Source organism: Phyllobacterium trifolii (assembly GCF_014192095.1).
Taxonomy (GTDB): domain Bacteria; phylum Pseudomonadota; class Alphaproteobacteria; order Rhizobiales; family Rhizobiaceae; genus Phyllobacterium; species Phyllobacterium trifolii.
This window is the reverse complement of record NZ_JACHXN010000012.1, coordinates 72,964-98,046: the sequence shown is the minus strand read 5'-3', so window position 1 is coordinate 98,046 and position 25,083 is coordinate 72,964. Positions and strand designations below refer to the sequence as shown.

The 25,083-nt window shown below is 56.1% G+C and carries 24 protein-coding genes; 8 read left to right on the top strand and 16 right to left on the bottom strand.

Going from position 1 to position 25,083, the window contains the following annotated elements; all coding sequences use genetic code 11:
- Window positions 1-7 precede the first annotated feature (7 nt).
- The 8 genes from FHS21_RS18470 to FHS21_RS18435 all read right to left on the bottom strand — a co-directional run bounded on the left by FHS21_RS18470 (window position 8) and on the right by FHS21_RS18435 (window position 7,483).
- On the bottom strand, window positions 8-778 hold the full coding sequence (locus FHS21_RS18470) for a glutamine amidotransferase (RefSeq protein WP_183663606.1): 771 nt from the start codon (window positions 776-778) through the stop codon (window positions 8-10).
- 30 nt (window positions 779-808) lie between these two features.
- Window positions 809-1,900 carry a phosphotriesterase family protein gene (locus FHS21_RS18465; RefSeq protein ID WP_183663604.1) on the bottom strand — a complete coding sequence of 364 codons (1,092 nt, stop codon included), beginning with the start codon at window positions 1,898-1,900 and terminating at the stop codon, window positions 809-811.
- Complete coding sequence (locus FHS21_RS18460) at window positions 1,901-2,839, bottom strand: ABC transporter permease (RefSeq protein ID WP_114431221.1); 939 nt, start codon at window positions 2,837-2,839, stop codon at window positions 1,901-1,903. It abuts the gene before it with no gap.
- 86 nt (window positions 2,840-2,925) lie between these two features.
- Window positions 2,926-3,729: an ATP-binding cassette domain-containing protein gene (locus FHS21_RS18455; RefSeq protein WP_112523872.1), complete on the bottom strand. Its 804-nt coding sequence runs from the start codon at window positions 3,727-3,729 to the stop codon at window positions 2,926-2,928.
- Between the two features lie 73 nt (window positions 3,730-3,802).
- Window positions 3,803-4,741, bottom strand: a complete 939-nt coding sequence (locus tag FHS21_RS18450; protein ID WP_112523868.1) for an ABC transporter substrate-binding protein — start codon at window positions 4,739-4,741, stop codon at window positions 3,803-3,805.
- Between the two features lie 155 nt (window positions 4,742-4,896).
- Window positions 4,897-5,505 (bottom strand): cupin domain-containing protein, encoded by a 609-nt coding sequence (locus FHS21_RS18445; protein ID WP_112523865.1) that lies wholly within the window; start codon window positions 5,503-5,505, stop codon window positions 4,897-4,899.
- A gap of 113 nt (window positions 5,506-5,618) precedes the next feature.
- On the bottom strand, window positions 5,619-6,509 hold the full coding sequence (locus FHS21_RS18440; protein WP_112523863.1) for an MBL fold metallo-hydrolase: 891 nt from the start codon (window positions 6,507-6,509) through the stop codon (window positions 5,619-5,621).
- Between the two features lie 80 nt (window positions 6,510-6,589).
- A complete protein-coding gene (locus tag FHS21_RS18435) occupies window positions 6,590-7,483 on the bottom strand; it encodes a DMT family transporter (protein WP_183663602.1) in 894 nt (297 codons plus the stop codon).
- 300 nt (window positions 7,484-7,783) lie between these two features.
- On the opposite strand from FHS21_RS18435, the gene FHS21_RS18430 reads away from it, so the two are divergent.
- The 4 genes from FHS21_RS18430 (at window position 7,784) to FHS21_RS18415 (ending at window position 13,215) form a co-directional block, all read left to right on the top strand.
- A complete protein-coding gene (locus FHS21_RS18430) occupies window positions 7,784-9,160 on the top strand; it encodes a c-type cytochrome (RefSeq protein WP_183663600.1) in 1,377 nt (458 codons plus the stop codon).
- The gene (locus FHS21_RS18425) at window positions 9,157-9,654 is read left to right on the top strand and encodes a (2Fe-2S)-binding protein (RefSeq protein ID WP_183663598.1); all 498 of its coding nucleotides are present in this window, start codon (window positions 9,157-9,159) and stop codon (window positions 9,652-9,654) included. The genes FHS21_RS18430 and FHS21_RS18425 overlap by 4 nt, the downstream gene beginning before the upstream one ends.
- The gene (locus tag FHS21_RS18420) at window positions 9,654-11,915 is read left to right on the top strand and encodes a xanthine dehydrogenase family protein molybdopterin-binding subunit (protein ID WP_183663596.1); all 2,262 of its coding nucleotides are present in this window, start codon (window positions 9,654-9,656) and stop codon (window positions 11,913-11,915) included. Before FHS21_RS18425 ends, FHS21_RS18420 begins: the two co-directional genes overlap by 1 nt.
- Before the next feature lie 145 nt (window positions 11,916-12,060).
- Window positions 12,061-13,215: a fumarylacetoacetate hydrolase family protein gene (locus FHS21_RS18415; RefSeq protein WP_183663594.1), complete on the top strand. Its 1,155-nt coding sequence runs from the start codon at window positions 12,061-12,063 to the stop codon at window positions 13,213-13,215.
- Here the strand turns inward: FHS21_RS18415 and FHS21_RS18410 are convergent.
- The 4 genes from FHS21_RS18410 to FHS21_RS18395 all read right to left on the bottom strand — a co-directional run bounded on the left by FHS21_RS18410 (window position 13,212) and on the right by FHS21_RS18395 (window position 16,888).
- Window positions 13,212-14,150 (bottom strand): phosphatidate cytidylyltransferase, encoded by a 939-nt coding sequence (locus FHS21_RS18410; RefSeq protein ID WP_112523844.1) that lies wholly within the window; start codon window positions 14,148-14,150, stop codon window positions 13,212-13,214. The two genes, FHS21_RS18415 and FHS21_RS18410, sit on opposite strands and share 4 nt — an antisense overlap.
- Entirely contained in the window at window positions 14,143-14,802 is a 660-nt protein-coding gene (locus FHS21_RS18405) for a lysophospholipid acyltransferase family protein (RefSeq protein ID WP_112523841.1), read from the bottom strand. Before FHS21_RS18405 ends, FHS21_RS18410 begins: the two co-directional genes overlap by 8 nt.
- Window positions 14,803-14,821: 19 nt before the next feature.
- On the bottom strand, window positions 14,822-15,244 hold the full coding sequence (locus FHS21_RS18400; RefSeq protein WP_183663592.1) for a hypothetical protein: 423 nt from the start codon (window positions 15,242-15,244) through the stop codon (window positions 14,822-14,824).
- Between the two features lie 93 nt (window positions 15,245-15,337).
- Complete coding sequence (locus FHS21_RS18395; protein ID WP_183663590.1) at window positions 15,338-16,888, bottom strand: EAL domain-containing protein; 1,551 nt, start codon at window positions 16,886-16,888, stop codon at window positions 15,338-15,340.
- Window positions 16,889-17,241: 353 nt separating this feature from the next.
- Here FHS21_RS18395 and FHS21_RS18390 point away from each other — a divergent pair, with 353 nt between their 5' ends.
- Window positions 17,242-17,628: a hypothetical protein gene (locus FHS21_RS18390; protein WP_112523831.1), complete on the top strand. Its 387-nt coding sequence runs from the start codon at window positions 17,242-17,244 to the stop codon at window positions 17,626-17,628.
- Between the two features lie 118 nt (window positions 17,629-17,746).
- Here FHS21_RS18390 and FHS21_RS18385 read toward each other — a convergent pair whose 3' ends face one another.
- From FHS21_RS18385 to FHS21_RS18375, 3 genes are all read right to left on the bottom strand, one after another.
- Entirely contained in the window at window positions 17,747-18,847 is a 1,101-nt protein-coding gene (locus FHS21_RS18385; RefSeq protein WP_183663586.1) for a porin, read from the bottom strand.
- A gap of 590 nt (window positions 18,848-19,437) precedes the next feature.
- Entirely contained in the window at window positions 19,438-20,361 is a 924-nt protein-coding gene (locus tag FHS21_RS18380; RefSeq protein WP_112523824.1) for a helix-turn-helix domain-containing protein, read from the bottom strand.
- 309 nt (window positions 20,362-20,670) lie between these two features.
- The gene (locus FHS21_RS18375) at window positions 20,671-20,955 is read right to left on the bottom strand and encodes a hypothetical protein (protein WP_112551787.1); all 285 of its coding nucleotides are present in this window, start codon (window positions 20,953-20,955) and stop codon (window positions 20,671-20,673) included.
- Between the two features lie 228 nt (window positions 20,956-21,183).
- Between FHS21_RS18375 and FHS21_RS18370 the strand changes: the two genes are divergently transcribed.
- The 3 genes from FHS21_RS18370 (at window position 21,184) to FHS21_RS18360 (ending at window position 23,193) form a co-directional block, all read left to right on the top strand.
- The gene (locus FHS21_RS18370; protein ID WP_112523819.1) at window positions 21,184-22,248 is read left to right on the top strand and encodes a glycosyltransferase family 2 protein; all 1,065 of its coding nucleotides are present in this window, start codon (window positions 21,184-21,186) and stop codon (window positions 22,246-22,248) included.
- Window positions 22,249-22,327: 79 nt separating this feature from the next.
- The gene (locus FHS21_RS18365) at window positions 22,328-22,711 is read left to right on the top strand and encodes a DUF6152 family protein (protein ID WP_112524209.1); all 384 of its coding nucleotides are present in this window, start codon (window positions 22,328-22,330) and stop codon (window positions 22,709-22,711) included.
- Between the two features lie 53 nt (window positions 22,712-22,764).
- Window positions 22,765-23,193 (top strand): DUF2214 domain-containing protein, encoded by a 429-nt coding sequence (locus FHS21_RS18360; protein WP_246411095.1) that lies wholly within the window; start codon window positions 22,765-22,767, stop codon window positions 23,191-23,193.
- A gap of 55 nt (window positions 23,194-23,248) precedes the next feature.
- On the opposite strand, the gene FHS21_RS18355 is transcribed toward FHS21_RS18360, so the two are convergent.
- Entirely contained in the window at window positions 23,249-24,721 is a 1,473-nt protein-coding gene (locus tag FHS21_RS18355; protein ID WP_183663672.1) for a S10 family peptidase, read from the bottom strand.
- Window positions 24,722-25,083: the final 362 nt, after the last annotated feature.

The window sequence follows — 25,083 nt, the reverse complement described above, 5'->3', positions numbered from 1 at the left end:
GTTTGGGTCAATCTTTTGCAATCGCCCAGGCAAGCATCTGCTCGAACAGCGTCTTATAGCCCTTCCACGCTATAAAATCCGAAGGGAGCCAGTGCGGCCCGACATCGGAGGTCCAGGCGAGCGTGCGGCCTTTGCCGTAGGTGCCCGTGACCAGAAGGGGCTGCGATCCGTAGTCGGTCGATACCGTTGCAAGGACTTCTGCCCCGTCCTTGACCGTGACCTCGTTATAACCGAGCAGGATCGGCCAGTCCTTGCCGAGCCCGTGCAAAATGGGATGGCCGCCAGAGCCGGTTACGACAGGGTTGAACCCTTCGGGCACCTCAACGCGATCATCGACGGAAAGACAAGTAACGGGCAGGACCTCTTCAACTGCCGTTTTGTGATAGCGCGCACCGCCATTGATGCCCTGGAAACTGTAGTAACCTCCAAACATCAGCAGCGCACCACCATTGCGAACATAGTCGCGCAACAGGCGAAGGCGGTTCGGCGTAGTCTTCGAATGAATCCATGTATCGGGATGCAGGAGCAATGTGTTGGCGCCGATATCGGAGAGAATGATCGCCTCATATTCGGACAGCGCTTCAATCGTCTGCGGGAAATCGCGCTGCGCTTCGTGCGCCGGCATGAATTTCACGTCGAAGTCGCTGTTCTTCAACGCCTTCAGCAATTCGTCGGCGCCGGTGTGGTAAGTGACGGTCGGAAACTGGTCAAAACCCTTGATATGGGTTGCGGTGGAAACCCACGACTCGCCAGCGAGAAGAACTTTGTGTTTGGACATGAAAACTCCTTGAATACCTAAACGCAGCGATCAAGCCGCAGCGGAAAATACGGATCTGGGGTTGTCTGTGAGCATGCGCTCGATGGTTCCGGCGTTGACGCCGTGGCGCTTGAGGCGTGGCACAAAGTGCTTGAGAATATAGCCGTAACCAAAGCCGCCATAGCGTGTCAGCATCATCTTCAGGAATACGTCCTGAGAAAGCAGAACGCGGTCGCCAAAACCCATATCGACGAGTGAGCGAATGGCACGGGCGTTCTGTTCGTCGGATGGTGATTGAGCGTCTTGATCGGCGTAGTAATAATCCATGCCGATCATATCGTATTCGAGGAACGCCCCGCGCTTGGCGAGCCCGGCCTGGTAGGGCAGATCGTCGTGACTGGGGTTCATATGGCAGAGTATGGTGTGGCGAAGGTCGGTGCCTTCTCCTTCGACGATGTCCAGCACTTCGTTGGCGAGACGCTCCCAACCCGGCAGATGGATCGATAGCGGCACGCCTGTCATACGCGACGCGCGGGCGGAGGCACGCAGGGACTTGCGCTCTTCGGAGGTGAAGTCCTTGCTGACGCCAACCTCACCGATGATACCCGCCATGATCTCGGGTTGCGTATCGCCGCCGCCAACATCGTTGACGAGAAATTCGGTGACCGCATCGACATCCATCTCCTTAAGCCATTCTGGATGGGTGTGTTGCAGGTAGAAGCCGGAGCCCATGACAATCTTCAGATTTGCCATCCGGGAGATGCGCCGCAACTTCACCGGATCGCGGCCGATACCGATGTTGGTGGGATCGACGACGGTGTGACCACCGAGCGCCTGAAAGCGCTTGAGTTCAGAAAGGGCTAGATCCGTATCATCCAAAGAAACGTTGTCGCGATTCATGTATGGATTCATGCGCAATTCGCCGATGATCTCGATCGATACGGGCTGATCCGCGATAGCCAATTCGTCAGGATGGCACGGGCATTTCCACGTTGTCGCTCCATCCAGCAGAATGTGCTCGTGCATAAGGGTGACGCCCATTTCGCCGACAGGCAGAGGGCCCTGGACGGTCATCACCGTTCCGGATTTAATGCCAATCGGCGCTCGACCGCGTTCATTGGCCTGAAAGTCTAAACCGATCATTCATCTGCTCCGAATCGCGCCGCGAAACAGCCGGAAGTTCAGCCAGATCGCAACCAGGATGATCGTACCGGTGACGATAGGTGTGAAGAATGGTGACATGTGCGCAAGGATAAGGCCATTGCCGATAACGGCGACCGTCAAAGCCCCGAGCACCGTACCGATCAGCGTGCCGCGGCCACCAAAAAGGCTGGTGCCGCCAAGCACGACGGCGGCAATCACTTCCAACTCAAAGCCTTGTCCGGCATTGGACGAACCAGAACCGAGGCGGGCGGCGAGGATGATACCAGCAGCTGCCGCCGCAGTGCTCGAGAGGACATAAACCATCAACGTTGTCAGCCGCGTATCGACACCGGCGCGGCGTACAGCCTCGGCGTTGGCACCAATGCCCGTTACGTAGCGGCCGAAGCGGGTTTCGTTGAAAACCAGATAGGCGACGACTAGCACGACGAGGGCAATCAGTGCCGGGACCGGCACGCCGAGAAACCAGGCGCGACCGATGACCGTGAAAGGGCTCGTTGCTTCGACCGGAATGGAATAGCCGCCAGTGATAAGCAGGGCTATGCCGCGGATGACGGACAGCCCGGCCAGCGTGACGATGAAGGCGGGTATGCGCTCATAGGCGATGAAGAAGCCTTGGATTGCACCAATGGCAGCGCCGAGGAGCAGCATGGCTATGATGACCAGTGGCCAAGGCAAGCCCGCTTGCAATGTTACGGCCGACAGGGTGGCGACGAGCGCGAGAACAGAACCGACCGAAAGGTCGATACCGCCCGTTGTAATGACGAAGGTCATGGCAGCCGCCACGATCAGCAGTGGTGCCGATTGCCTGACGATGTTGAGGAGATTCGGCGCCGTTAGAAAGGCGTCGGTGATGCCGGAGAACAACAGGCACACAACGAGAAAGAAGATGGCGATAGAAACGACGCTGCCGTTGGCCATGAAACGATCGTGCAGCGTGCTTTTTCGTACGCGCGTTTGAGCGACGGCTGGGTGCAGCGCATCGTTGTTTGAAGTCGATGGATTGCTCACGGCCGTGCTCCATTGTCTTCGCTGCGGCGCGCCGAACGTGCTTGGAATTTGCGGCCAACAATGAGGTTCACGACGTCTTCGATGCTTGTGTCTTCAATGCGCCTTTCGGCGACATTGCGGCCCTCATACATAACCTGGATGCGGTCGCAGACCAGGAACAGATCCTGCAGCCGGTGGGTGATCAGGATTACGCTGACGCCGCGGGCGCTGACGGCACGGATAAGATCGAGAACTGCCTCGACCTCCGCCACGGCGAGCGCCGCCGTTGGTTCGTCCATGATAAGAACGGACGGTTCGAAGGAAGCTGCACGACCGATGGCAATCGATTGACGCTGGCCACCAGAGAGATTTTCAACCTTCAAACCCGTATCCGCAATGACAATGCCAAGCCGGTCAAGCATGGTGCGGGCCTCATCGTGCATCCGCCTTTTGTCAAGAAAGGGCATGCCCAATATCCGGCGTCTCGGCTCCCTTCCAAGAAATATGTTACCTGCCACGTCGACGGTATCGCACAGGGAAAGGTCCTGATAAACCATCTCCACATGCTCAGATCGTGCATCGGCGGGCGAGGAAAAAGACACGGTCTTGCCGTCGATCTCGATAGTTCCTGCGTCCGGTATAACGGCGCCGGACAGGACTTTGCTCAGGGTCGATTTGCCGGCACCATTGTCGCCGACGAGACCGAGCACTTCGCCGGGCTTCAGGCTCAACGACACATTGTCGAGTGTCTGGATCGTATTGTACCGCTTGGATATGCCGGTCATGCGGACCCGGTAGGTTTCATTGCCAATATCGTTCATCGCAATACCATTGGGTTAAAATGACGACAGGATTGGGCGCGGCATGTGCGGCCGCGCCCTTGCAGCACTTGTTCTACTTGAACATGCCGCGGAACTGGTCGACGTTGTCCTTCGTAACGATTGTCACCGGCACATTGATGATGGGCTCGATTTTTTCGCCCTTCTTCAGCTTGGTCAATGCCTCGATGGCAGCCTTGCCCTCGCCAGCAGGATCCTGCTGAACAACAGCTGTGACCCAGCCGGCATCAATGCCTTCAACGGCCTGTTTTGTCAGATCCCATCCGAAGACCTTGACGTCTCCCGTGCGACCCTGGCTCGTAACCGCCGAAACGGCGCCAACCAGAGCCGGCTCACCTGTCGCGTAGAGCGTCGTCATGTCCGGATTGGCGGTCATCAGGTTTTCGGCGGCAGTCAGAGCCACATCCTGTACGTTTTGGCCATCGACGGTATCGAGGAAAGTGATTTTCTGGCCGCTGTCCGCAACAGCCTTCTTGAAGCCGTCCAGACGCTGGTTCTGAATGAACGAATTGAGAGCGCCAATCACGCCGATCTTTGCAGTTCCCGACATGTTGGACTTGACGTAGTCAGCATAGAACTTGCCGATGTCTTCGCCCGCCTTGGTGTTGTCGACACCGACGAAGGCGACATTGTCCCCATCGGGGATCTGCGCATCGATGGCGATGACCGGGATGCCGGCAGCTTTGGCAGCAGTGATTGCAGGCTTGACGCCGTTCACATCGATCGCAACCAGGATAATGCCGTCGACCTTCTGGGTGATGTAATTCTCCATGGCGTCATTCTGGGCACTTGGAACATTGTTGGCGTTGAAGATAACCAGTTTGGCGCCGGCCGCGTCGGCGGCCTTCTGCGCACCTTCGTTGATCTGGTTGAAGAAAAGTGCCTGCTGGTTGATCGTGACCAGCGCAAAGGTATCGGCCCAGGCGGACGAGCCAACGACAAGAGACATGGCGACGGCTGCAGCACAGCCCGAAAGTATTTTGGTAAGACGCATCCCGATTCCCCTTTTATTTGATGGAACGCCCATGTGAGGGCTTGCTTAAAAAACTGAACGCGAGGGCATAATTCAAGAGACTTGAATGCATGTCAAGTAGTTTGAACCGACATTGGAGCAAGTTCAATCTAATGCCAAAAGGGCGGCCACCGCGCCTAGAACGTCGGTGGTGTATTGACCCAGAAGATACTTGCACGCTTGTTGCCCGTGTTCCGGTAGGAATGGGGCAGATCGGAGTTGAAGACGAATGCGTCCCCTTCCGTCAGCTGAAAATGTTTTTCGCCGACGGTAAGTTCCACTTCGCCCGCCAGGATATAGCCCACTTCTTCGCCTGCGTGCTGGATCGGGCCTGCGCTGGCTCCATCCTTTTCGATATGATGGATGTTGCATTGGAGCAGGTGCCCAGGCGAATAGGGAATGACGCGCTCCAGCGAGATGCCTTCACCGCGCCGCAAAGGATCAAGCGCGATCAGTGGCCTTGCGCCTGCGCGAAAGACGATACCTTCCTCGCCGTCCGACTCTTCGAACATCCAGCCGATATTGGTTTCGAGAACCTGGACCAATCGGTGCAGCATCGGCAGGGAAGGCGATGCCTTGCCATTCTCGATTTTCGACAACAGGCTTTCTGAACAGTTGGCGGCTTCGGAGAGGGCCTTCAGTGTCAGGCCGCGTGTCTGCCGTGCCAGTTTCAGCCGTATGCCAAGCCGAGCCGGATTTGTCTCGGTGATACCGTTTGGCTGTTTTTCGAGTTCAATCTTGTTCATGCCTTGCCGTGACCTGTCAGCTGGTCATTAGGTTGTGAATTCGTAAATCTGGCCAGCAGATTTAGAGTGCACGACCTCGCATACCTTGGCGCTCATGACCTGACAATGCAAGGTCAATCCCATTTCGCGTCGCCGAGTGCATTCAAGGGTATTTTCAGAAAACGTTCACCGTTCGCTTCTGGTTCAGGCAGCCGACCACCATTCATGTTGACCTGCAGGGCTGCCAGAATAAGTCTGGGCATGGGCAGGGTCTTGTCGCGGGCTTGTCTCATTGCCACGAACTCTGCTTGAGAATTGCATTGAGAGACGTGGATATTGTGGCGCTTCTGGTCGCCCACAGTGCTTTCCCACAGAGGTTCACGCCCCCCTGGTTGATAGTCGTGACCGACAAAGACCCTGGTCTCGTCCGGGAGCGCAAGAATCGCTTCAATGGACTGCCATAGATGCTCGGCGCTCCCTCCGGGAAAGTCACAGCGGGCGGTTCCGCCGTCCGGCATGAACATTGTATCGTGAATGAAGGCGGAATCGCCAATGACATAGGTGATCGATGCAAGTGTATGGCCCGGTGAGAACATCACGGTCCCGGTCAGCTTCCCAATACTGAAATAATCTCCGGCATTGAATAGGTGGTCCCATTGCGATCCGTTTGCCGGAAAATCCGGCCAGTTGTAGAATTGCTTCCATAAGGCCTGAACCTCGACGATATGGCTGCCGATCGCGGTCGTTGCGCCCGTGCTAGTTCGCAGATAGTTGGCTGCCGAAAAATGGTCGGCGTGCGGGTGGGTCTCGAGTATCCACTCGACCTTTAGGCGATTGGCGTCAACGAACTCCAATATTCGGTCAGCGTTGACGGTTGCCGTTGCTCCGGACTTTTCGTCGAAATCCAGAACCGAATCGATAATCGCACAATGTCGGGTCAAGGGATCCGCAACGACGTACTGGACGGAATTCGTTCGTTTGTCGAAGAATGCTTGAACGTCCGGTTTTATGGCGGCTTCCAACATTTTCGCGCGTCCCCCGAGCTTGAGCTCGACACGATTCTCGCCGCTTTTGGTTCAGCTTGTCAATCAGCGTAAAGATTGGGTCATGATACATTATTTTGTTGAACCAGGCGTTGTGCTTTGGCCTTTCGCGATGCGCCGGAAATCACATGAACGATCACCGCAGCGAAAACGATCGATCCACCAAACACTGTACTCTTGCTTGGCGCCTCGTTGAACACGAGCCAGACCCAGAATGGCGCCAAGGGGGCATCGAGGGAACCAATCAGAGCGGTTTCGATCGGCGGAAGGAGCTTGGCCCCAAGTGTAAAGAGGGCAAGGCCCACGGCAGAAACCAGTATGCCGAAAAGCGCAATGAGCATCAGATCATGGGCCGTCACGCCAAGCGGATCGCCGAGTGGCCAGCAGACGAGGGAACTGAATAGAGCCGACAGACAGGCCGCTGGCATGACAGAAACATCCGGCGAACGGCGGACGATGATCATCAGCACCGCCATACACAGTGTCATGCCAAAGGCGAGAGCATCGCCGAAGAAAGTGCCTTCGATGCTGAAACCAACCATAAGCGATACCCCTATCGCAGCAGCGATGCTGGCGAGAATGGCACTCCACGTCGATCTTTCGCCGAGAACGAACCAGCCAAGAATTGCGGCCACAAACGGGATGGTGGCATAGATGACAGCGACATGCGCTACGGTGGTTTCCTTCAAGGCACTGATGAAAAACACCATGCCGAGTGCGGAAATGCCAACGAAAAGCCAGCCAGCCCGACCCATGTCGCGGAAGCTCGCCCAGAACCGGCCGCGCTCGGTAAAGGCCATCACCGTTGCTATGCCGAGTGAACCGAAAATCCCGCGCCATGCGAGAATGGTCCAATTGTCCTGCGGGATGACGCGCGTGAACAGACCCGCAAGGCTCCATGCAATTGCCGAGCCGGTTACGAAAATCAGTCCCAATTGATAAGCCGATGGCCTCATGATTGCCTTGATGGTTCGAAGACCGGATACATACGTGATCTAGCGCCGCTGTTGCGGGAGATGGCAAGGCTACGAAGGCCAAAATTGAGATGCTACTGACACGTGATGTCAGTTGTTGCGTAAGAAACGGCTTATGTAGTTTGTATAACGATCACACAATCTTGATTGCATTGCGTCCCGGCTTAATTGACCCAAGTTGCTGATATATCTAACATTGGATTCGTTCTAAGTTCTCGCCAACTTTTGCACGCGCCGCATATCCCGGCCCGATAGTTGGACGTTTGATCCCAAGGATTGCCTGTGAAATTCGGTCGTTTTCTTACCGGTCTTGGAGCCCTGATCGTTGTCGGTGTAGCGGGCGCTTTTGTTTACGCGTGGAAGCCAAAAATTGCTCCAATCAAACCACCAGATCGCGGGTCTTTCCATCAAGCATTGGTCGAGCATGGGGCGAAACTCGCTGCCGTCGGCAACTGCACGGCTTGCCATACCAATCCAGGCGGAAAATCCTTCGCCGGCGGGCTGACCATTCCGACACCGTTCGGGACGATCTATTCCAGCAACATCACGCCCGACGCGGAAACCGGAATAGGAACATGGTCGGAAGCGGCTTTTCAGCGGGCCATGCGCGAAGGTGTCGGACGCAAGGGTGAGCATCTCTATCCCGCGTTCCCGTATGATCACTTCACCAATGTCTCGGATGATGACAATCGTGCCCTGTATGCCTTCCTGATGACCCGTCAGCCGGTGAAGGCCACGCCGCCGCCGAACGAGCTGCCTTTCCCCTTGAACGTGCGTCTGGTTCTGGCTGGCTGGAAGATGCTGTTCTTCAGGGATGGCGCCTATCAGGTCGATGCGAGCCAAAGCGAGGAGTGGAACCGCGGTGCCTATCTGGTCAACGGTCTAGGCCATTGTGGTGCGTGCCACACACCGCGCAACGCGCTTGGCGCCGAAAAAGCTTCACTGCACCTTGCCGGCGGCGAAGCCGAGGGTTGGAGTGCTTTCGCCCTCGACGGATCGTCGCCTGCGCCCGTGGTCTGGGACAAGGATAGCCTCTACACCTATTTGCGGCAGGGCTGGCACCCGGATCACGGTGTGGCCAATGGCCCTATGGGTGAAGTCACCGGAAATCTCGGACTGCTGCCCGACAGCGATATTCGTGCAATGGCGACTTACATCGCATCGATCATGGGCGAACCTTCGGCGGAGCGTCGCGCCAAGTCAGACAAACTCCTAGAAGAGATAAAATCGGGCCCGATCACGTCTGCGATAAGCGCTGATCCATCGGCATCAGGCGGAAAGGGCGCTGTGATCTATGAGGCTGCTTGCGCCGTTTGCCATGAAAACGGCCGGCCGCAACCGTTCGGCGGACTTGATCTGCGGCTCAGCTCCACGGTGCATGCACCAGACGCACAGAACGCCATCAACATGGTGCTCTACGGTCTTCCAGCAGCAAGTGGCCGGACGAGCGCTATCATGCCAGGTTTCGCCGATGTGCTGACAAACGATCAGCTGAACGATCTGCTTGGCTATCTGCGCCAGCATTTTACTGATCAGCCAGCTTGGACGGATGTCGTCCAACGCGCAGCCGATACCAGAACCGGTAAATACCATGTCAGCGTCCGGCCCTCCGACGGGATCGAGCGCGGCCCCAGCAACATAGGAGCGGAGGATCAGTGATGAAACTCAACGTCAATGGCAGCACGCACGAAGTGGATGCCGATCCGGCGACGCCGCTGCTCTATGTCTTGCGCAACGACCTTGAACTCAACGCCGCCAAGTTCGGTTGTGGACTGGGGCAATGCGGTGCCTGCACCGTGATGGTGGACGGGAAGGCAATTTTTTCCTGCCTGACGCCGATCCTCTTGCTTGAGGGACGCGAGATCAAGACTGTGGAGGGTCTCGGAACCATCGATAGCCCTGGCCCGATGCAGCAGGCGTTTATCGAGGAGCAGGCTGCGCAATGCGGCTACTGTATTCCCGGGATGATGATGCGGGCCCAGGCATTGCTGCAATCGAAGCCCGATGCGAGCGATGCAGAAATCCAGACGACGCTTGAAACCAATCTGTGCCGTTGCGGAACGCATATGCGTATTCTCAAAGCCGTGAAACGAGCACGCGAGCTGATGAAAACAGCGGCCATGGCACCTGCAAGCGGCGAAAGGAAAGTCTGATGAACGCTCCCCGCTTACCGAATGTTACACGCCGCAATCTGTTGTTGGGTACCGGGGCGCTGGTCGTCAGTTTTTCGCTGAAAGACCATGCCTTCGCCCAGGAGAGCGAACTCAATGTACCGGCGAAACCGCCAGAACCGGTAGCGGCCGGTCCCAAACTGCCCGGTAGCCTGGCCGATACGCCTTCACTGGACGCATGGATCCGGATCGATGCGGATAGCTCGGTCACGGTCTATACCGGCAAGGCAGAACTCGGGCAGGGAACCAAAACGTCGCTGCGTCAGATCGCGGCGGAAGAACTCGAAGTTCCACCTGCATCGATCAATCTGATTACTGCTGATACGGCAATTACCCCGGACGAGGGCTTCACCGCTGGCAGCCAGACGGTCCAGAACAGTGGCACGGCAATCCGCAATGCCGCGGCGCAGGTACGCGAGATCCTGATCCAGCAGGCCAGTGGCAAATTGCAAGTTCCTGCCGATCAGCTCAAGGCGCAAAATGGTCGTATTGTCGGACCTGATGGCAAGTCGATCGGATATGGCGAAGTGGTCATGACCGATATGCTGCATGTGGATGCGCAGCCGAAGTCCAAGCTCAAGTCCCCGGACGCTTATGAATATATTGGCAAGCCGTTCGCGCGTGTGGATATCCCGGCCAAGGTTACCGGCGGTCCGGCATATGTACAGGACATGCGGCTGCCGGGGATGTTGCATGCCCGCGTCGTTCGCCCGCCAAGCTGGTTCGCGACGCTGAAGGATATCGATACCGCTTCCATCAAGGCGATGCCGGGTGTGGTTGCTGTTATTCGCGATGGCAATTTTCTCGCAGTGGCTGCGGAGAAGGAGTTTCAGGCCGTACAAGCCATGCGGGCTCTGACCAATCTTGCGGAGTGGGAAGAAAAGCCTCGCTTGCCGAATGAACAGGATCTACCCGCCGTTCTGCAAAAGAGCGAAAGCGAGCAGGGCGTCGTCGCTGAGGCCGGCGGCGATTTTACTGGCGGCGTAAAGACATTCAGCGCTCAGTTCATGCGGCCATATCAGATGCATGCATCGATCGGACCCTCGTGCTCCGTGGCTCATCTCGACAACGGCACAATGACAGTGTGGACCCATACCCAGGGTGTTTATCCGGACCGCAAGGCTATCGCGCAAATGCTTGGCATGCCGCTGGACAAGGTGCGCTGCATCCATACGGAAGGGTCAGGTTGTTATGGACACAATGGCGCCGACGATGCAGCCGGCGACGCTGCATTGATTGCACGTGCCCTTCCAGGCCGCCCTGTCAAAGTACAGTGGATGCGCGATCAGGAGCACCTCTGGGAGCCCTATGGTCCAGCAATGCTGACCAAGGTCAGCGCATCACTCGATGCATCAGGCAAGATCGTCAATTGGAAATATGACCTTTGGAGCAACACCCACTCGGCACGGCCCGGCAGTGCGGGCGCACTGTTACCTGGGCAACTGATGGCGTCGGGGTATCCACCAGACAAACCCGTGATGAGCATCACGCCGCTTGGCAATGGCGATCGCAACGCCATACCGCTTTACTCCATTCCCAATATGCGGGTGCTTTGGCACTTCGTTGCCGATATGCCAGTGCGGGTTTCTTCGCTACGCGGGCTGGGCGCCTATGCAAACGTCTTTTCGATTGAAAGTTTCATGGATCAGCTGGCGAAGGAAGCAGGAGCCGATCCGGTTGAGTTCCGCCTTAAGCACATGGAGGATCCAAGGGCACGCAAGGTGATCACGACGGCGGCCGAGGCTTTCAATTGGTCGAGCGAGCCCATGCCAGAAGGACGCGGCCGGGGATTTGCCTTTGCCAAATACAAGAACCATGCCGCCTATCTGGCACTGGCGATGGAGATCGATGTCGACAAGGAAACGGGCAACATCCGCATACCGCGCATCGTTTCTGCGGTCGATTGCGGCGAGGCGGTGGCTCCCGACAGCATCCGTAACCAGACCGAGGGCGGCATCATCCAGTCGTTGAGCTGGACGATGTATGAAGAGGTCAACTTCGACAATACCCGGATCACGAGTTCGGATTGGTCGACCTATCCGATCCTGCGTTTTAGTGCCGTACCGGGTAGTCTCGACGTTCACATCGTCGACAATCCCGGTTCGCCCTATCTCGGCGTCGCCGAGGCTGCGCAGGGACCGACATCCGCCGCACTTGCTAACGCAATCGCCAATGCGACTGGCAAGCGCCTTTACGATCTGCCTTTTTCGCCGGCGCGGGTGAAAGCAACGCTCGGAGTTTGACACGACTTCAGCGTAACCTGATTTGGCTGGAGCCTTTTGCATCATGCGGTCTTGATTGGTGGGATGCCCTGTCGCATAACTGCGGCGCATTCATCCGCAGCCAGCATTCGCAGCGCGCCACGCCACAGATATCAGGAATCAGACTATGCCAAATACAATCCTGCCCAGCTCCGGTGTTCTTGTCGGTCGCGCCAAAATTCCCGGCCATGCCACCCCGCGGATTGTTTCGGTGCGTGATGGCGTGGTTTTCGATATTACTGCCAAAGCAGCGCCAACCGTGCGTGATATCGCCGAACTCGACAATCCAGCCAGTTATGTTGCCGGAACTGCGGGGACCAAGCTTGGCGATGTAGACGCCATCATTGAGAACAGCTGGGCGGAGAAATACGACCCGGCGTTTCCTGCGCTGCTTTCTCCGATCGATCTGCAGGCTGTAAAAGCGTCAGGCGTAACTTTCGTCGCTTCCCTGCTCGAACGGGTCATCGAGGAACAGGCGAAGGGCGACAAGGCGAAGGCCGACTCGCTGCGCGACGACGTTCTCAAGCTTATCGGCGCGGACCTCTCAAAGATCGTGCCGGGTTCCCCTGCGGCAATGCAGGTCAAGGAGGCGCTGATCGCCCGTGGCGTCTGGAGTCAGTACCTCGAAGTCGGGATCGGTCCCGACGCCGAAATCTTCACCAAGGGTCAGCCCATGTCGACTGTGGGCTTCGGTGCCGATGTGGGGTTGCACCCGATTTCGAGCTGGAACAATCCGGAACCGGAAATCGTGCTGGTCGTTTCAAGTGCCGGGCGCATCGTCGGTGCAACGCTCGGCAACGACGTCAATCTGCGCGATGTTGAAGGACGCTCGGCGTTGTTGCTGGGCAAGGCGAAAGACAACAATGCCTCGGGCTCTGTCGGACCATTTGTCCGCCTGTTCGATGGCGATTTCACAATCGAGACCGTCAGGGCGGCGGAACTCAGCATGCGTGTTGAGGGCGAGGACGGGTTTGTACTTGATGGCCATTCCAGCATGGCGAAAATATCGCGCACGCCGGAATCTCTGGTCGAAGCCACGATCGGAAGGCACCACCAGTATCCGGACGGACTTGTGCTCTACCTCGGCACCATGTTCGCGCCGGTCAAGGATCGCGATGGGCCGGGCAAGGGTTTCACCCACAAGATGAACGATGTCGTTTCGATCTCGACACCATCATTGGGAACATTGTCGAACCGCGTCCGTCTTTCAACTGAATGCGCCCCATGGACTTACGGTGCCAGCCATCTTTTGCGTGATCTCGCAAAAGCAGACCTTCTCTAGGTCCAGAAATAACGGACGATGTGAAAGAAGATCGGGGCGGCAAAGACCAGACTGTCAGCCCGGTCAAGCATGCCGCCGTGGCCTTCGATCATGTGGCCCCAATCCTTGACGCCGCGATCGCGTTTTATCGCCGAGGCGACCAATCCGCCGAAGAACCCCATGATGCAGGCGAGCGCCGCCATCAGGCCGGCTTGTGCCGGTGTGAAAGGCGTCAGCCAATAAAGCGCGGCTCCGAGGAGTGATGCGCTGATGACACCGCCGATCAAGCCTTCCCAAGTCTTGGACGGTGATATTTTTGGCGCGACCTTGTTCCTGCCGAAGAGCTTGCCGAACACGTACTGCAGCACATCGCTGCCCTGCACAGTGGCGATCAGAAATGCAATGAGCAGGAGGCCTTTGCCTTCGAAACCAGGTATCGGAAGTGTTAGCAGAGCCGGTACATGGCTGAGGCAATAGACCGAGAGCATGATACCCCATTGCTGCTCGCTGACGCGTTCGAGGAACCGCTCCGTGTCGCCGGAGATTGCTGTCAAAGCGGGCATCGCAAGGAAGCAATAGACCGGCACGAAAATGGAGAACATTCCGTACCATTCGATCCAGAGCAGATAGTACTGAACCGGAATAATGATCAGAAACATGCCCAGGAGTATCCAGTGGTCACCGCGGCGCGTGTGTGTCAGCGTCACATATTCGCGCAAGGCCGCAAAAGAAACAAAGGCGAACAGCAGGATGACGCCTCCCTTGCCGAAAAGGAATGCAATGGAGATGGTGGCGATCATGATCCACCACGCCTTGATCCGCGAGTTCAAATTGGCGAGTGTTGAAGGCAGAACATCGCCTTTGCGTGTGCTCTTCCAGCTCAGCGCGGTCGCGACGGCGCTAGCGGCCGTCAATATGCCAAGGAGGCCAAGGAACAGCCAGATCGTTTCAGCCATGGTTGAGTGACCTCTGGTGTTCCGGGTTAAGCTCAAGGAGAGCCCGCCGCGCCCTGTCGAGAAAAGCATGACGATCTTCGGCGGGCGTAAGCTCGACAGGTAGGCCGAAGATGACGCGGCAAAGCAACGGCACCGGTAGAAACGCTCCCTTTGGAAGAACACGCGACATGTTTTCGATCCAGCACGGGACGAGTTCGACATCGGGCCGGGCGAAGGCCAGGTTGTATAGGCCCGAGCGGAAACGCAGCAGTGGCTCATCGGTCATGTTGCGCGTGCCTTCGGGGAAGATGATTAGTGAGTGACCATTGTCGAGTGCGTCCAGCATGATAACCATCGGATCTTGCTCACGCTCCACCCAGTTCCGCTCTACGAGCACCGTATTGAGCAGGTCACGGGCGAGGACGTGCCGGATCCTGGTTTTCCGCCAGTAGTCAGCTCCGGCGACTGCCCGGGTACGCTCGCGCTCTTCCGGCAGCAGGCATGTGGAAAGCAGAATGAAATCGCCGTGACTGGCGTGATTGGCGAAATAGATTCGCTGGCGCTTCGACGGCGCACAGCCTTGCCAGATCGGGCGCACGCCGGTTATGGCGCGCGCGACGCCGGCAAGCACCATGGCAGCCGCTCGCCGCAATAGCGGTTTGTTTTCGATCATATGCCCCCTCCGGTTGTTTTTAACCGGTCCACAACCCATAGGCTGTTATCGCAGCGAATAAAGCAAGAAAAGCCGCAAAAGCAAGGTGCAGTTTCATCAAGAGGCTGTTGGTTCGCGTCATGCGCGCTTGCAAAGGTCGCGTCCTATCCGGCCGCTTTCGCAAATGCATGCGCGCGAGAATGTCGTCCACCGCGCGGCAGCCCTCCGTTTCGTCGTCATGGGATGCGATAAAGCGAAACAGCGCGGCATCGAAACGAAGATAGACGGCCAGGAAAAGGGTCAACAACCCACCAATGATCAACAACGGCCAGAGCCAGCTGAAGAGCGGACCTCCGGCATCGCCGATGATGGAGGATACGACCAGCAGGACGCATGTAAAAAAACCGTAGGTATGTGCCCGGTGTTTCAATCGGGCCGCGAAGGTTGCGGCGTCTTCCTCCATGGAAATCACCTCATTTGATTGTGCGTATGGCTTGTTGTTACATATGATCCAGGAGGGGACGGATTTCAAATCAGTTCGGGACGCACGAGACGCTCACGTGAGCGAATTCAGGAGCTCCCTGATTGTTGCCGCGCTGGTAGGGCGGCCGAAGAGCCACCCCTGTCCGTCAACCTTGGGAACAAGAGCCGCAAAATAGTCACGCTGGGCGGGTGTCTCGATGCCTTCGACGACGATATCCAAATGGTGGACATGGGCCATCCCGATGATCTGCGGTACGATTGATACCGAGACGGAACCGGTCCCGATCGTCTGGGTAAAGGATCGGTCGATCTTTATCCCGTCGACATTGAGCTCACCGAGATAGGCTAGGCTCGAGTATCCGGTACCGAAATCATCGATGAATATCCGGTGTCCGCGGGATCGCAGGCGCTTGATCGCTTCTATGGCGTCGGCAGCGTTGGCCGTAGAACGTTCTGTGATCTCGAGCACAATCTGGCTACTGGTGACGTTCGCCTCCTCGAGACGTGATGCGAGTTGGGCACTAAAATCACGGTTGAAAAGATCCGCAGCGGTTATGTTGATGCTGACGTGAAAATCAGGATTGGCATCGAGAACCGGCGCCATGTCCTTAAGCACATTTTCGATTACACAGATAGTAAGCCGGTTAATCAACCCGGCTTTTTCAGCAACGGGGATAAACACGTCCGGGGGGATCGCCTCTCCATTCTCCTTCCAGCGCACAAGCGCCTCGGCTGCTACGGTGCGACCTGTCGCTATGTCGACGATAGGTTGATACTCCATCGTCAGCCCGTTGTGCCCAAGTGCCTGTTGCAACCTCGTTTTCATGCTCAGATTGTTACGCCGAAGCAGGATGATAATCGTAGCGAGAGCAGCACCGAGCGTAGCACCAAAAATGGAAATTATCGTCGTGATCGGCTGCGCTGATGCTTCAAGCTGACTGACCTCGGCGTGAACTGTCACGCATGCCATATCCCGGCAGACATTACGATAGACAGTATCCCCGATCCGGCCAACGCCATCCGGCGGCTTCACGTCGAGCTTGCCGATATTCAGTGACCCGAACATCCCGACTGTAGAGGATGTGCCTTGCGGATTGTACATCACAACATAGGCATATGCGGAATTCTTGAGCGTTTCGAAAGAGGCGGGGTCCAGTACGACGTTTGCCTTGCCAATACCGATAATCGGGGCGCTGGAATTGGATATGGCCACACGCGAATTCGCATAGATCAGCTTCCCCGCGGGCGTTTCGAGATCATGCGCAACCAGCGGCATCGGCTTTTTTCCGTTACCGAACACAGCCGAGCAATGAAAAAAGCCGTCGCTCACTCTGCCCATGTCCTTGAGATATCTGGTGCCGAACAGCACGTCTCGTAAATACGATATTTCCTTGTCCGAACAAAAAGGATAGGGCGACGTATTGATGACCGTCAGCATCATGTCGGCTTCGGTAAAAACATCGACCGCACGATCGAGAAGGCGTTCAGAGAAAATTCGCATCTGGCCGCGGTCACTTGAGATGACGACAAGCCTGCTGATCCACGTACCGCACAGGGCGCCGGCGGCAATCAGCACAGCAATTAATACTACCCTGTACCATAGCCGATCAAAATAGCGCGACATTCGGAGAATCCACCAAGCCTTCCAACACGGATCGACACGCCGCTGACTCAAGCGCAGTCTTAGCAATGACACCACGACCGTTAATATTTCTCTGATTTTTCCGGAGTTCTCCAGAGAAACTAAGTAGTTTGATTTAATTCCGGCCGTCGGAGCGAACGCGATGACTTTGGCTCTTGCGACAATATAGTTTTTGGTTCCCGCAAACGTGACGACAATATCAGCAATATTGCAGGTGCTATCCATGCTGACATGAATGCGTCGACCCTCGTGCTACGGTGGAGCGCAGCCGGCCAATGTTTGCGACACAGGATCTGGCTGACTGCAATGAAGTGAAGAAGAGAGGAGAATTCACCATGTCCAGGATTGATCGTCGCGCCTTGATTCTCAGTTGCGGTAGTGCCGTAATCGCTGCGCCCGTTGCGGCAGCGGCTTTTGCTATAGAGCCGCTACGCCGGGACAGGGAACCGTCCCGCGACCTGCTGGCACTAATCAAGGCGCACGAGACAACGTACGAAGCTTTTGGCAAGGCAATCCAGGCAACGGATGGTAATAATCGCGATCATGACAAAGCCAGTCAAGCAGAGGAAAAAGCCCTTCTGGCTGTATGCGCCTATTCTGCGATCAGCGAGGGGGATCGCCGGACCAAGGCCCAATATCTTTTGAAGATTGCGGCGCGAGGAGAGCTCGACCTGGCAGAACAGATGCAGGCTCTTCTCCACTCGGCGCTGCCGAAAGAATAGGATAGATCGGTTGTCGCGATAAGCAGGGACCGAGCGGAGCCGATCGTTCAGCCTGCAAATAGAAACAGTCGGGGCGGCGAGTTGGGATCCGCCGCCCCGATTTCATCTGGAAGTTTGATTAGAAGTTGCGCTGGAAGCGAACGATGCCGCCGAACGCATCATCGTCACCACCATTGGCGATCGAGTCTTCCTTCCGTGCGCCATCAAACTTGGTGTAGTTAATTTCCGGCGTGATGGTGAAGCCCGGTACCAGCTGATAGGCTACATTGAGAGCGAGAGCGTATGTGCCTTCATCTTCGTATGCGGCCTGAGCATTGATGGTCGCCTTGTCGGTTACCTTGGCGGCAAAACCACCCCAGGCAGCCCAGTCGCCCTGCCATTGGGCAAACCAGTTGGTTTCGCCAGTGAAGAAGGAATTCCTATCGAAGTCAGACTGATAGGCACCCAAGACCCAGACCGAGACCTTGTCGGTGATGTTGAAGTCCACACGCAGATTGGCAGCCATGTCTTCCTGTTTGGAATCGTAAGCGACCGTGCCGGCAATCTTGCCCCAGGCCTGCTCCCATTTCGCACCGGCTAGAACGTGCGGCATATAATCGTCGATCACGTTGTCGCCGAACTCATCGGAACCCTGTTCGGCAGCGACGATCGCCGAAAAACCGTTGCCCCCGACGAACGTATAGCTGATCTGGTTCGACTGTCCGGACTGGTAGTTGATCACATCGTCCTGAATGATGTCACCGGCATACCCGACCCAGGAGCCGAAGATTTCGTCGTCCGTACCGATCTTGAAGCCGCCAAGCTCGATATAAGCTGTTGGAACAGACCCGCCACTATCTTCGCCATCATCATACTGGAAGCGGCCGACGATGTAGGAACGCAATGTACCGAGTTCGGTTTCCGAACGGGCGTCCATACGGATTTCTGCACGTGTTTGCTTGTGATAGGTCTCGTCACGCGTACCATCTGCCTTGAGGCGACCGAGATTCGAACCGTCATACGGATCGTCGCCGGCCTGTGCATCGTAACGGACCATGCCCCCGACCTTGAGACAGGTTTCGGTGCCTGGAATGTAGAAGAAGCCAGCACCGTATGCGTCGCAAACGCGAACGTATTCGACGGGCTCCGGTTCAGCTACAACGACTGCATCCGCAGCGCGAGCTCCCGTTACCGCAACAAGTGCAGCAGCGGAGCCGAAGAGAAGACTTTTGATATTCATGCCGATCTCCAGTTATGGACGATGAGTTAAGTGAGAGCATACGAATGAATCCGGATGCCTGGGGCCTATGTCTTCCTGCAGGGTGGGCTAGGTCAAAGGACATATCCAATGGCATTTTGCGGCCCGTCGTGGTGTTGCTAGAATGTAACATTTGGATTTGTGGGCATGAGCTTCGCAGAGGCTTTCTAGCCTGTCATCGACCCGCCGCAACCGACGGCAGCGCCGGCGCTCCGGGCAACTTCACGCAGTGTTAGGTGGTATGACGTGCATGTGATTGATCTTGCGGCTGAACACTATCGTTGCGGTTGGTTTTTGGCGAAACCAGTCGGAGACTAGCCTTCACAGCTAAGTTTTGATGGGAATTTGATTTAGGAAAGCACCTGATTATGTCCTTTGACTGCCGACGAGATCGGATGCAACGTCAATATGCACCAACTTGCCGATGCAAAAATGGCGTCGGAAGGAGGGTGTGTTGATCTCCAGTCAATAGCCAAAGACCCTGCCCCTCGGGGCGGGGTTATGGGTTGAGTTCAGAGAGCGTGAGGGCGCAACGCTGATCTTCACCGTCCTGCGAACAAACGCAGAATTGCCTATGCACAACGCCCTATGGGAAGGAGATCATAATCCTTGTTTGCAAGATGCATTCCGAATTGCGTTTTCGCCACATGGGCTGCGACCATATTCTCAAAGGCATCAACAAGAGGAGGAAGGATCTTGACCTTTCGACCGCCCGCCTCAAGCAGGCGCACCAGCCCTTCAGCTTCTGCTCTTTTCATGAGCCGGCGAATATGTGTCCGCGATACACCGTAGAGGCTTCCGATTTCGTCAAATGGAAAGCTCACAAGGCTGTCCCCGGGCGAATTCTTTAACGACATCAGTTTGCAAAGAAGTATCTCGCCGTTGCCGCTGGCGGCAAACAACCGCGAACCTGGCTGACCGGATATCCACGTGCTGATATCAAGCAGCGAGTGCAGGCTGGAGGCGAAATATCGTTCCATGAAACCACCGGCATCGTCCAACAAATCCCGATAGTGCCTTAACGGAAACAATCTATCGGCCGCCGCCACCGCCACCTCTACGATGTTCTTCGCACAGCCCACTAAGCTATCGGTTGGCTGAATGAGATGAATTCTGTGATCAGTTTCATCCTGTATACGTTTGACAAGGCCAATCTTCTCGAGAAGATCGATGCTCGCCGCAGTCGCACTGAGGCTGCACAATTTGGCGTCAGTGGTAATGCGTTGGATGGCCGATATGGTTGCGCCGTGGCTGCCGCTGGTGTGGTCGAAATGCAATGCAAGGACCGCCATGCAAATCACCTGTCTGGCCATGGTCGCCATCACTTTGTTGGCCATGTAGTGACCTTCGAACAAATTGACCACTCCCTGCGAGAATATCAGCGCGGCGGGGGCAAAATGCGGATTGTTCCGAAGAATCGCTACCCGCTGTACCAACCATCGCGACCTGGTCTCATCGGCAATGAAGGGATCAAAATCAACAACGTTGCCGTCCATGTGCACGATTCCCGTCGAACAAATATGCGGTCAACGGCCGTGCAAAAAGCTGGCCATGTATTGCCGCCCACCCGTACTAGTCCGCCCGAATTGACAACTTCGGTGATTCTGGCGCTAACATTTTATATGGTGGTTATAATGAATAAACAATAATGACGGCCATTATATATGACGGTACTACGAATCTTGGAGGATTTTGCTCAATGTAAGCAGCCTCCGCGATCGGCTCACACACATTATTGTGATTGCCGAATCTTGCCGGCGCTCGTGGGTGGCTACTCTGGTGGCTTGTCCGCCAGTGCATTTGCTCTAGCGGTCTCGAGTCGAACGCTTATGCGGCTCCTTGTCCGCAACGAGCTTCGCAAGTTTGGAAACCGACCACGGCCTCTCGGCCCCGGTATCGTTGGCGACCTGAAGAATCCGGATCGGCAAGCAAACAGCAGTATACCAATCCTCGCCGCGAGCAGTTGCCTCCGCCTTTTCAAGCGCGGTGTCCAATTCTTCCTGTGTGACAAGCCCCTTGGCGACCAATAAGCGATTGATCGATGCGATGGCCAGGCAAAGACCTTCAAGTTGCTGGTTGACTCCATGCATAGCGATATCCTCCGACCGATATTTGGGCGAATGAAATGTGCCCTTGGATTCAACGCACAAGAATGCAGTTTGATCCGTCCAGCCAGGGCGCTATGGGGCTCTCGTCATAACTAGGACACAACCGGGTGCAGACTCATGGCAAGGGCTTTCCGCGCCTTGTCAGCTTGATTCAGTGAACCCGAATCGCAGTTCGCCGCAAACCGAAACAGAATGCTGAGGCTCAATTCCATGTATTCCGACGTTGACCGCACCCCGGTATCGATCATTATTTCCAACTACAATTATGCACGCTTTCTACGGCCTTGCATCGATAGCGCACTAGGGCAGGATTACGGAGATGTCGAGGTCATCATTGTCGATGATGAATCGACCGACAATTCCGTGGAGATCATCGAATCATATGGCGGCAAGGTGCGCCCGTGCCTCAGAGCACGAAATGGCGGGCATGCGGCGGCATTCAATACGGGGTTCGCAGCGTCCTCGGGAGAAATCGTTCTCTTTCTGGATGCTGACGATTACCTTTACCCAAATGCGGTATCAGAGGCGGTCAGCGCCTGGGAAGCGACAATCGCCCAGATGCAATTCAGACTGCATATCGTTGATGAAGAAGAACAGATTAAGGATATCTTCCCCCCACCCGAACTACCGTTCGATTCCGGTGATGTTATTCCGAAACTCTTGCGCAAGGGCCGTTACCAAACCACGGTGACAAGCGGTCTTGCCTTTGACCGGTCGACGCTGGAAACGATCATGCCGATTCCTGAACCGGACTTCAGGCAAGGGGCTGACGGATATCTGGTTACGCTGGCACCTCTCTACGGGAAAGTGACGTCGATAGAGGCCTGTCTCGGAGCTTACCGAATCCATGGGAGCAATCACTCGGTCTTTGCAGAGAAATTTGGCCAACGCGCACGTTGGCGGGTAGAGCATGATTTCCGTCGCCTGGAGGCCCTGTCGGACCAAGCGGCGGAGATCGGCCTGACAGTGCCGCCCGACGCCAATCTGCACGATCCGGTTCATTTGGAAGAGCGCTTGGCATCCTTGTGCGTGGACGAACATCAGCACCCCGTGGCCGATGATTCCAAGCTGGCTTTGGCCGTAGCAGGTGTAACCGCCAGTCTGGAAATGAATGCATCCTTGCGCCGTCGGGCGGTCCTTGCGGCGTGGTTTTTATCCATCGGAGTGCTGCCGCGGCAGATGGCAAAGACGGTCTTGTCATGGAAGCTTGTTGCATCGTCCAGGCCGGCATTCCTTTCACGGATGTCAAAGATTATCCGGCATACGATGGAATAAATCTATCTTGAACCGTGTTCTGGTGCTCGAAATGGCCTATAATCATCGACGAGACGAGCTGGCAGAGGAGGCAGATATCATGACGAATTTGTACGGTCGGTTCCTTGGCGGCGCCGTCTTTATGACGGCAATTGTCTCTGGCGCTGCAGCGCATCACGGCTGGTCTTGGGCCGAGGCCGATCAAATAGAGCTCAAGGGTGTAATCCGTGAACTCTATATCGGCCCACCGCACCCAACGCTCGATGTGGAAACTGCGAATGATGGTCTTTGGCGTGTGGAACTCGGCAACCCGCGTCAGACCGAACGCTCCGGCTTTGTCCACGGCTCGGCAAAAATCGGCGATGAGATAGTTGCACTTGGCAATCGGTCCACTGACCCAGGTGAAAAACGGATGAAGGCAGTGCGGATCGCCGTGGGCGGGAAGACATTTGACATCTACCCCGAGCGCATAAAGACGAACTGACCAGCGTTTTGATGGAGTTTTTGCAAGCGCTTTCCGAATGGCCCGGAGCGGTGATGCTCCGGCGGTTTCAGATTGCCTATCTGCTTGTCAACGCGGCGCACATTCTTTCGATCGGTCTTGTCGTGGGCGCTATCATCACGCTGGACCTTAGAATACTGGGGCTATTCAGGCAGTATCCGATCGGCGCGCTTGGCCCACCTCTTTCACGTGTTGCCGCAGCAGGTATTGCGCTTGCCATTCTCACTGGATTGATGCTCTTTTCGGTGAGGCCCATCGCATACATTCACAATACCGCCTTCCTCATCAAGGTTGGGGTAGTCGGGTTGGGTATCGCCAACGCTTTGCTGCTCAGTCAACATAGCCATTGGCGGCTCGCACTTATGAACAAAGAGCCGTCCAGGAGAGTGCAGCTTTCAGCATTCCTATCTATCTCCCTTTGGGTAAGCGCCATAATTGCCGGTCGGTGGATCGGGTTTCTCTAATTAATATTCAAGCCTGATCACATTCCTGTCGTCGCCTATCTGGAAAGCTATTCCACTATTCCCCTTGAGCCCTTCCGGATTGTCCGGAAAAGAAAGTTCTTGCATCTGCGGTCAGGTCACGCCGGGAGCTTGACCGCGTGTAGAACATATGGCCACCACGATAAAGCTTGAGGTCGACCCGGCCAGCAGCAAGCGACGACGGCAGATGGTCAATGACATATTTGCTGATCCCGTAGGGCGTTATTGCATCGCTGTAACCCTGTGCGACCAACAAATGAAAAGACGGTATGACCGAGAGCAGATCGCGAATATCGCCGGTCGCGCTAGCCTGGGCGCGCATACCACCGTTCTTGCCGCGACGGCCCCATTCCCACCGCTCGTTAACGTCGTTCGCGAGCAGTCTGTAGGTCAATTCAGTGCGAAAACCCAGTTCATTACGGGCGTAGCTGGCAAAAGCCGCCCCATATGAGCGCGTGAACCCATCAAGGATAGGATCGTTGCTTCGGTCAGCGTCGGACTCAGGATAGGGGTCTGAGACGGCAAAGGACGCATCGTAAGGACTGACAACCTCGAATTCGGTGCCCTTCGAGTGCTTGACATAAGTGTCGTCAAGAAAGCCGCGCGTCCGGCCTACAACTGCTTCAGGTATGCCGGTTAATTGTGAAATCCGCGCGTAGAAGGCCTTTGCCTCGTTTCCTGACGGTTCAGGTCCCGCAAGCGTCACAAGGTAATCGGTCATGGCAAATTGTTCCGCATTCCGGACCGCGGTCGGATCGAAGGCGTTGCGGCGTTCCAACTCTGCAGCAGCAAGCGAAGGAAGTTGAAGGGCCGCTCCCAACGGATACTGCCTCTCCCCAAATAAGAGCTGTCCGTCGATGAGTGGCGACAGCATGACAATTCCCGAAACAAGAATGCCTTGATCATTCTTGAGCGCAGAGGCGACTTTTGCGGCGCGAAAACCACCGTAGCTCTCGCCAAGCAGATATTTCGGGGAAGCCATGCGCTCATTGTGATTGACGTAGAGCGCGATTGTCTTGGCAATGCTCTCCGCATCTTGGCCAACCCCATAGAAACTCGAAGCTACGCTGTCGCTCGCCGCACGACTCCAACCCGTGCCAACAGGATCGATCAGCACAAGGTCAGTGAACTCCAGCCAACTATCCGGATTGTCCATGAGCGTCGGGCTGGTGCCATCCTGTCCGTTCGGGCCGAAATCAAGGATGCGTGGCCCGACCAGTCCAAGGTGGAGATAGGCCGATGCGGCGCCGGGCCCACCGTTGAAGGCAAAGGTGAGGGGTCGGCCCGGCTGACGATTGCGGGCGACATAGGCGGTATAGAAAATCTTGGCGGTACGCTCTCCATTTTGGCCAAAGAGGCTAAAGGTTCCCGCGGTTGCGGTATAGGCAAGGTCCTGCGTTCTGGTTTTTAAGACGTGACCGGTAACTGAATCCGCGTCCAAAAGGCCAAGAATGCCAGTTGAAGTGTCGGCCTCCGCCTTCGAAGGGTTGGCCTTATCTTCACCACTCAACGGTGGCCGCGATTGCGTAACTTTCCCATTATTATCTGCGCCATCGTCTTGCCGTGCATTGTCTTGCGGAAAAGCCGGCGAAGTTAGCAGTGCAAAGGCGACGGCTAGACGCAGAATGGTGCGATGGAAATACAAACTCTCTTTCTCCTTCGATGCGGTGGCGTCGGCACAGAGTGTATTCCTTCGCCCGAGAGAGGGAACTCAACACATATTGATCTAACCCAGATGGCGACGGTTGGCCGGTAAATGCCATTGCGACACCGTAAAAATTGCGGGCCTCGCTCCAAAGTATTTCTGGCTATGAACTTCACGCGCCAAGCACATGTTCGTGATCGTGCATCTATACGAGTGTCTCACACAGT

Excerpts from the sequence above, each read along its gene's own strand:
- FHS21_RS18420 (WP_183663596.1), top strand. The coding sequence starts at position 9,654 with ATGAACGCTCCCCGCTTACCGAATGTTACACGCCGCAATCTGTTGTTG.
- FHS21_RS18360 (WP_246411095.1), top strand. The coding sequence starts at position 22,765 with ATGCTCCGGCGGTTTCAGATTGCCTATCTGCTTGTCAACGCGGCGCAC.
- FHS21_RS18405 (WP_112523841.1), bottom strand. The coding sequence starts at position 14,802 with ATGATCGAAAACAAACCGCTATTGCGGCGAGCGGCTGCCATGGTGCTT.
- FHS21_RS18415 (WP_183663594.1), top strand. The coding sequence starts at position 12,061 with ATGCCAAATACAATCCTGCCCAGCTCCGGTGTTCTTGTCGGTCGCGCC.
- FHS21_RS18390 (WP_112523831.1), top strand. The coding sequence starts at position 17,242 with ATGTCCAGGATTGATCGTCGCGCCTTGATTCTCAGTTGCGGTAGTGCC.
- FHS21_RS18410 (WP_112523844.1), bottom strand. The coding sequence starts at position 14,150 with ATGGCTGAAACGATCTGGCTGTTCCTTGGCCTCCTTGGCATATTGACG.
- FHS21_RS18455 (WP_112523872.1), bottom strand. The coding sequence starts at position 3,729 with ATGAACGATATTGGCAATGAAACCTACCGGGTCCGCATGACCGGCATA.
- FHS21_RS18370 (WP_112523819.1), top strand. The coding sequence starts at position 21,184 with ATGTATTCCGACGTTGACCGCACCCCGGTATCGATCATTATTTCCAAC.
- FHS21_RS18435 (WP_183663602.1), bottom strand. The coding sequence starts at position 7,483 with ATGAGGCCATCGGCTTATCAATTGGGACTGATTTTCGTAACCGGCTCG.
- FHS21_RS18385 (WP_183663586.1), bottom strand. The coding sequence starts at position 18,847 with ATGAATATCAAAAGTCTTCTCTTCGGCTCCGCTGCTGCACTTGTTGCG.
- FHS21_RS18460 (WP_114431221.1), bottom strand. The coding sequence starts at position 2,839 with ATGGCCAACGGCAGCGTCGTTTCTATCGCCATCTTCTTTCTCGTTGTG.
- FHS21_RS18445 (WP_112523865.1), bottom strand. The coding sequence starts at position 5,505 with ATGAACAAGATTGAACTCGAAAAACAGCCAAACGGTATCACCGAGACA.
- FHS21_RS18400 (WP_183663592.1), bottom strand. The coding sequence starts at position 15,244 with ATGGAGGAAGACGCCGCAACCTTCGCGGCCCGATTGAAACACCGGGCA.
- FHS21_RS18450 (WP_112523868.1), bottom strand. The coding sequence starts at position 4,741 with ATGCGTCTTACCAAAATACTTTCGGGCTGTGCTGCAGCCGTCGCCATG.
- FHS21_RS18395 (WP_183663590.1), bottom strand. The coding sequence starts at position 16,888 with ATGTCGCGCTATTTTGATCGGCTATGGTACAGGGTAGTATTAATTGCT.
- FHS21_RS18380 (WP_112523824.1), bottom strand. The coding sequence starts at position 20,361 with ATGGACGGCAACGTTGTTGATTTTGATCCCTTCATTGCCGATGAGACC.
- FHS21_RS18440 (WP_112523863.1), bottom strand. The coding sequence starts at position 6,509 with ATGTTGGAAGCCGCCATAAAACCGGACGTTCAAGCATTCTTCGACAAA.
- FHS21_RS18365 (WP_112524209.1), top strand. The coding sequence starts at position 22,328 with ATGACGAATTTGTACGGTCGGTTCCTTGGCGGCGCCGTCTTTATGACG.
- FHS21_RS18375 (WP_112551787.1), bottom strand. The coding sequence starts at position 20,955 with ATGCATGGAGTCAACCAGCAACTTGAAGGTCTTTGCCTGGCCATCGCA.
- FHS21_RS18470 (WP_183663606.1), bottom strand. The coding sequence starts at position 778 with ATGTCCAAACACAAAGTTCTTCTCGCTGGCGAGTCGTGGGTTTCCACC.
- FHS21_RS18465 (WP_183663604.1), bottom strand. The coding sequence starts at position 1,900 with ATGATCGGTTTAGACTTTCAGGCCAATGAACGCGGTCGAGCGCCGATT.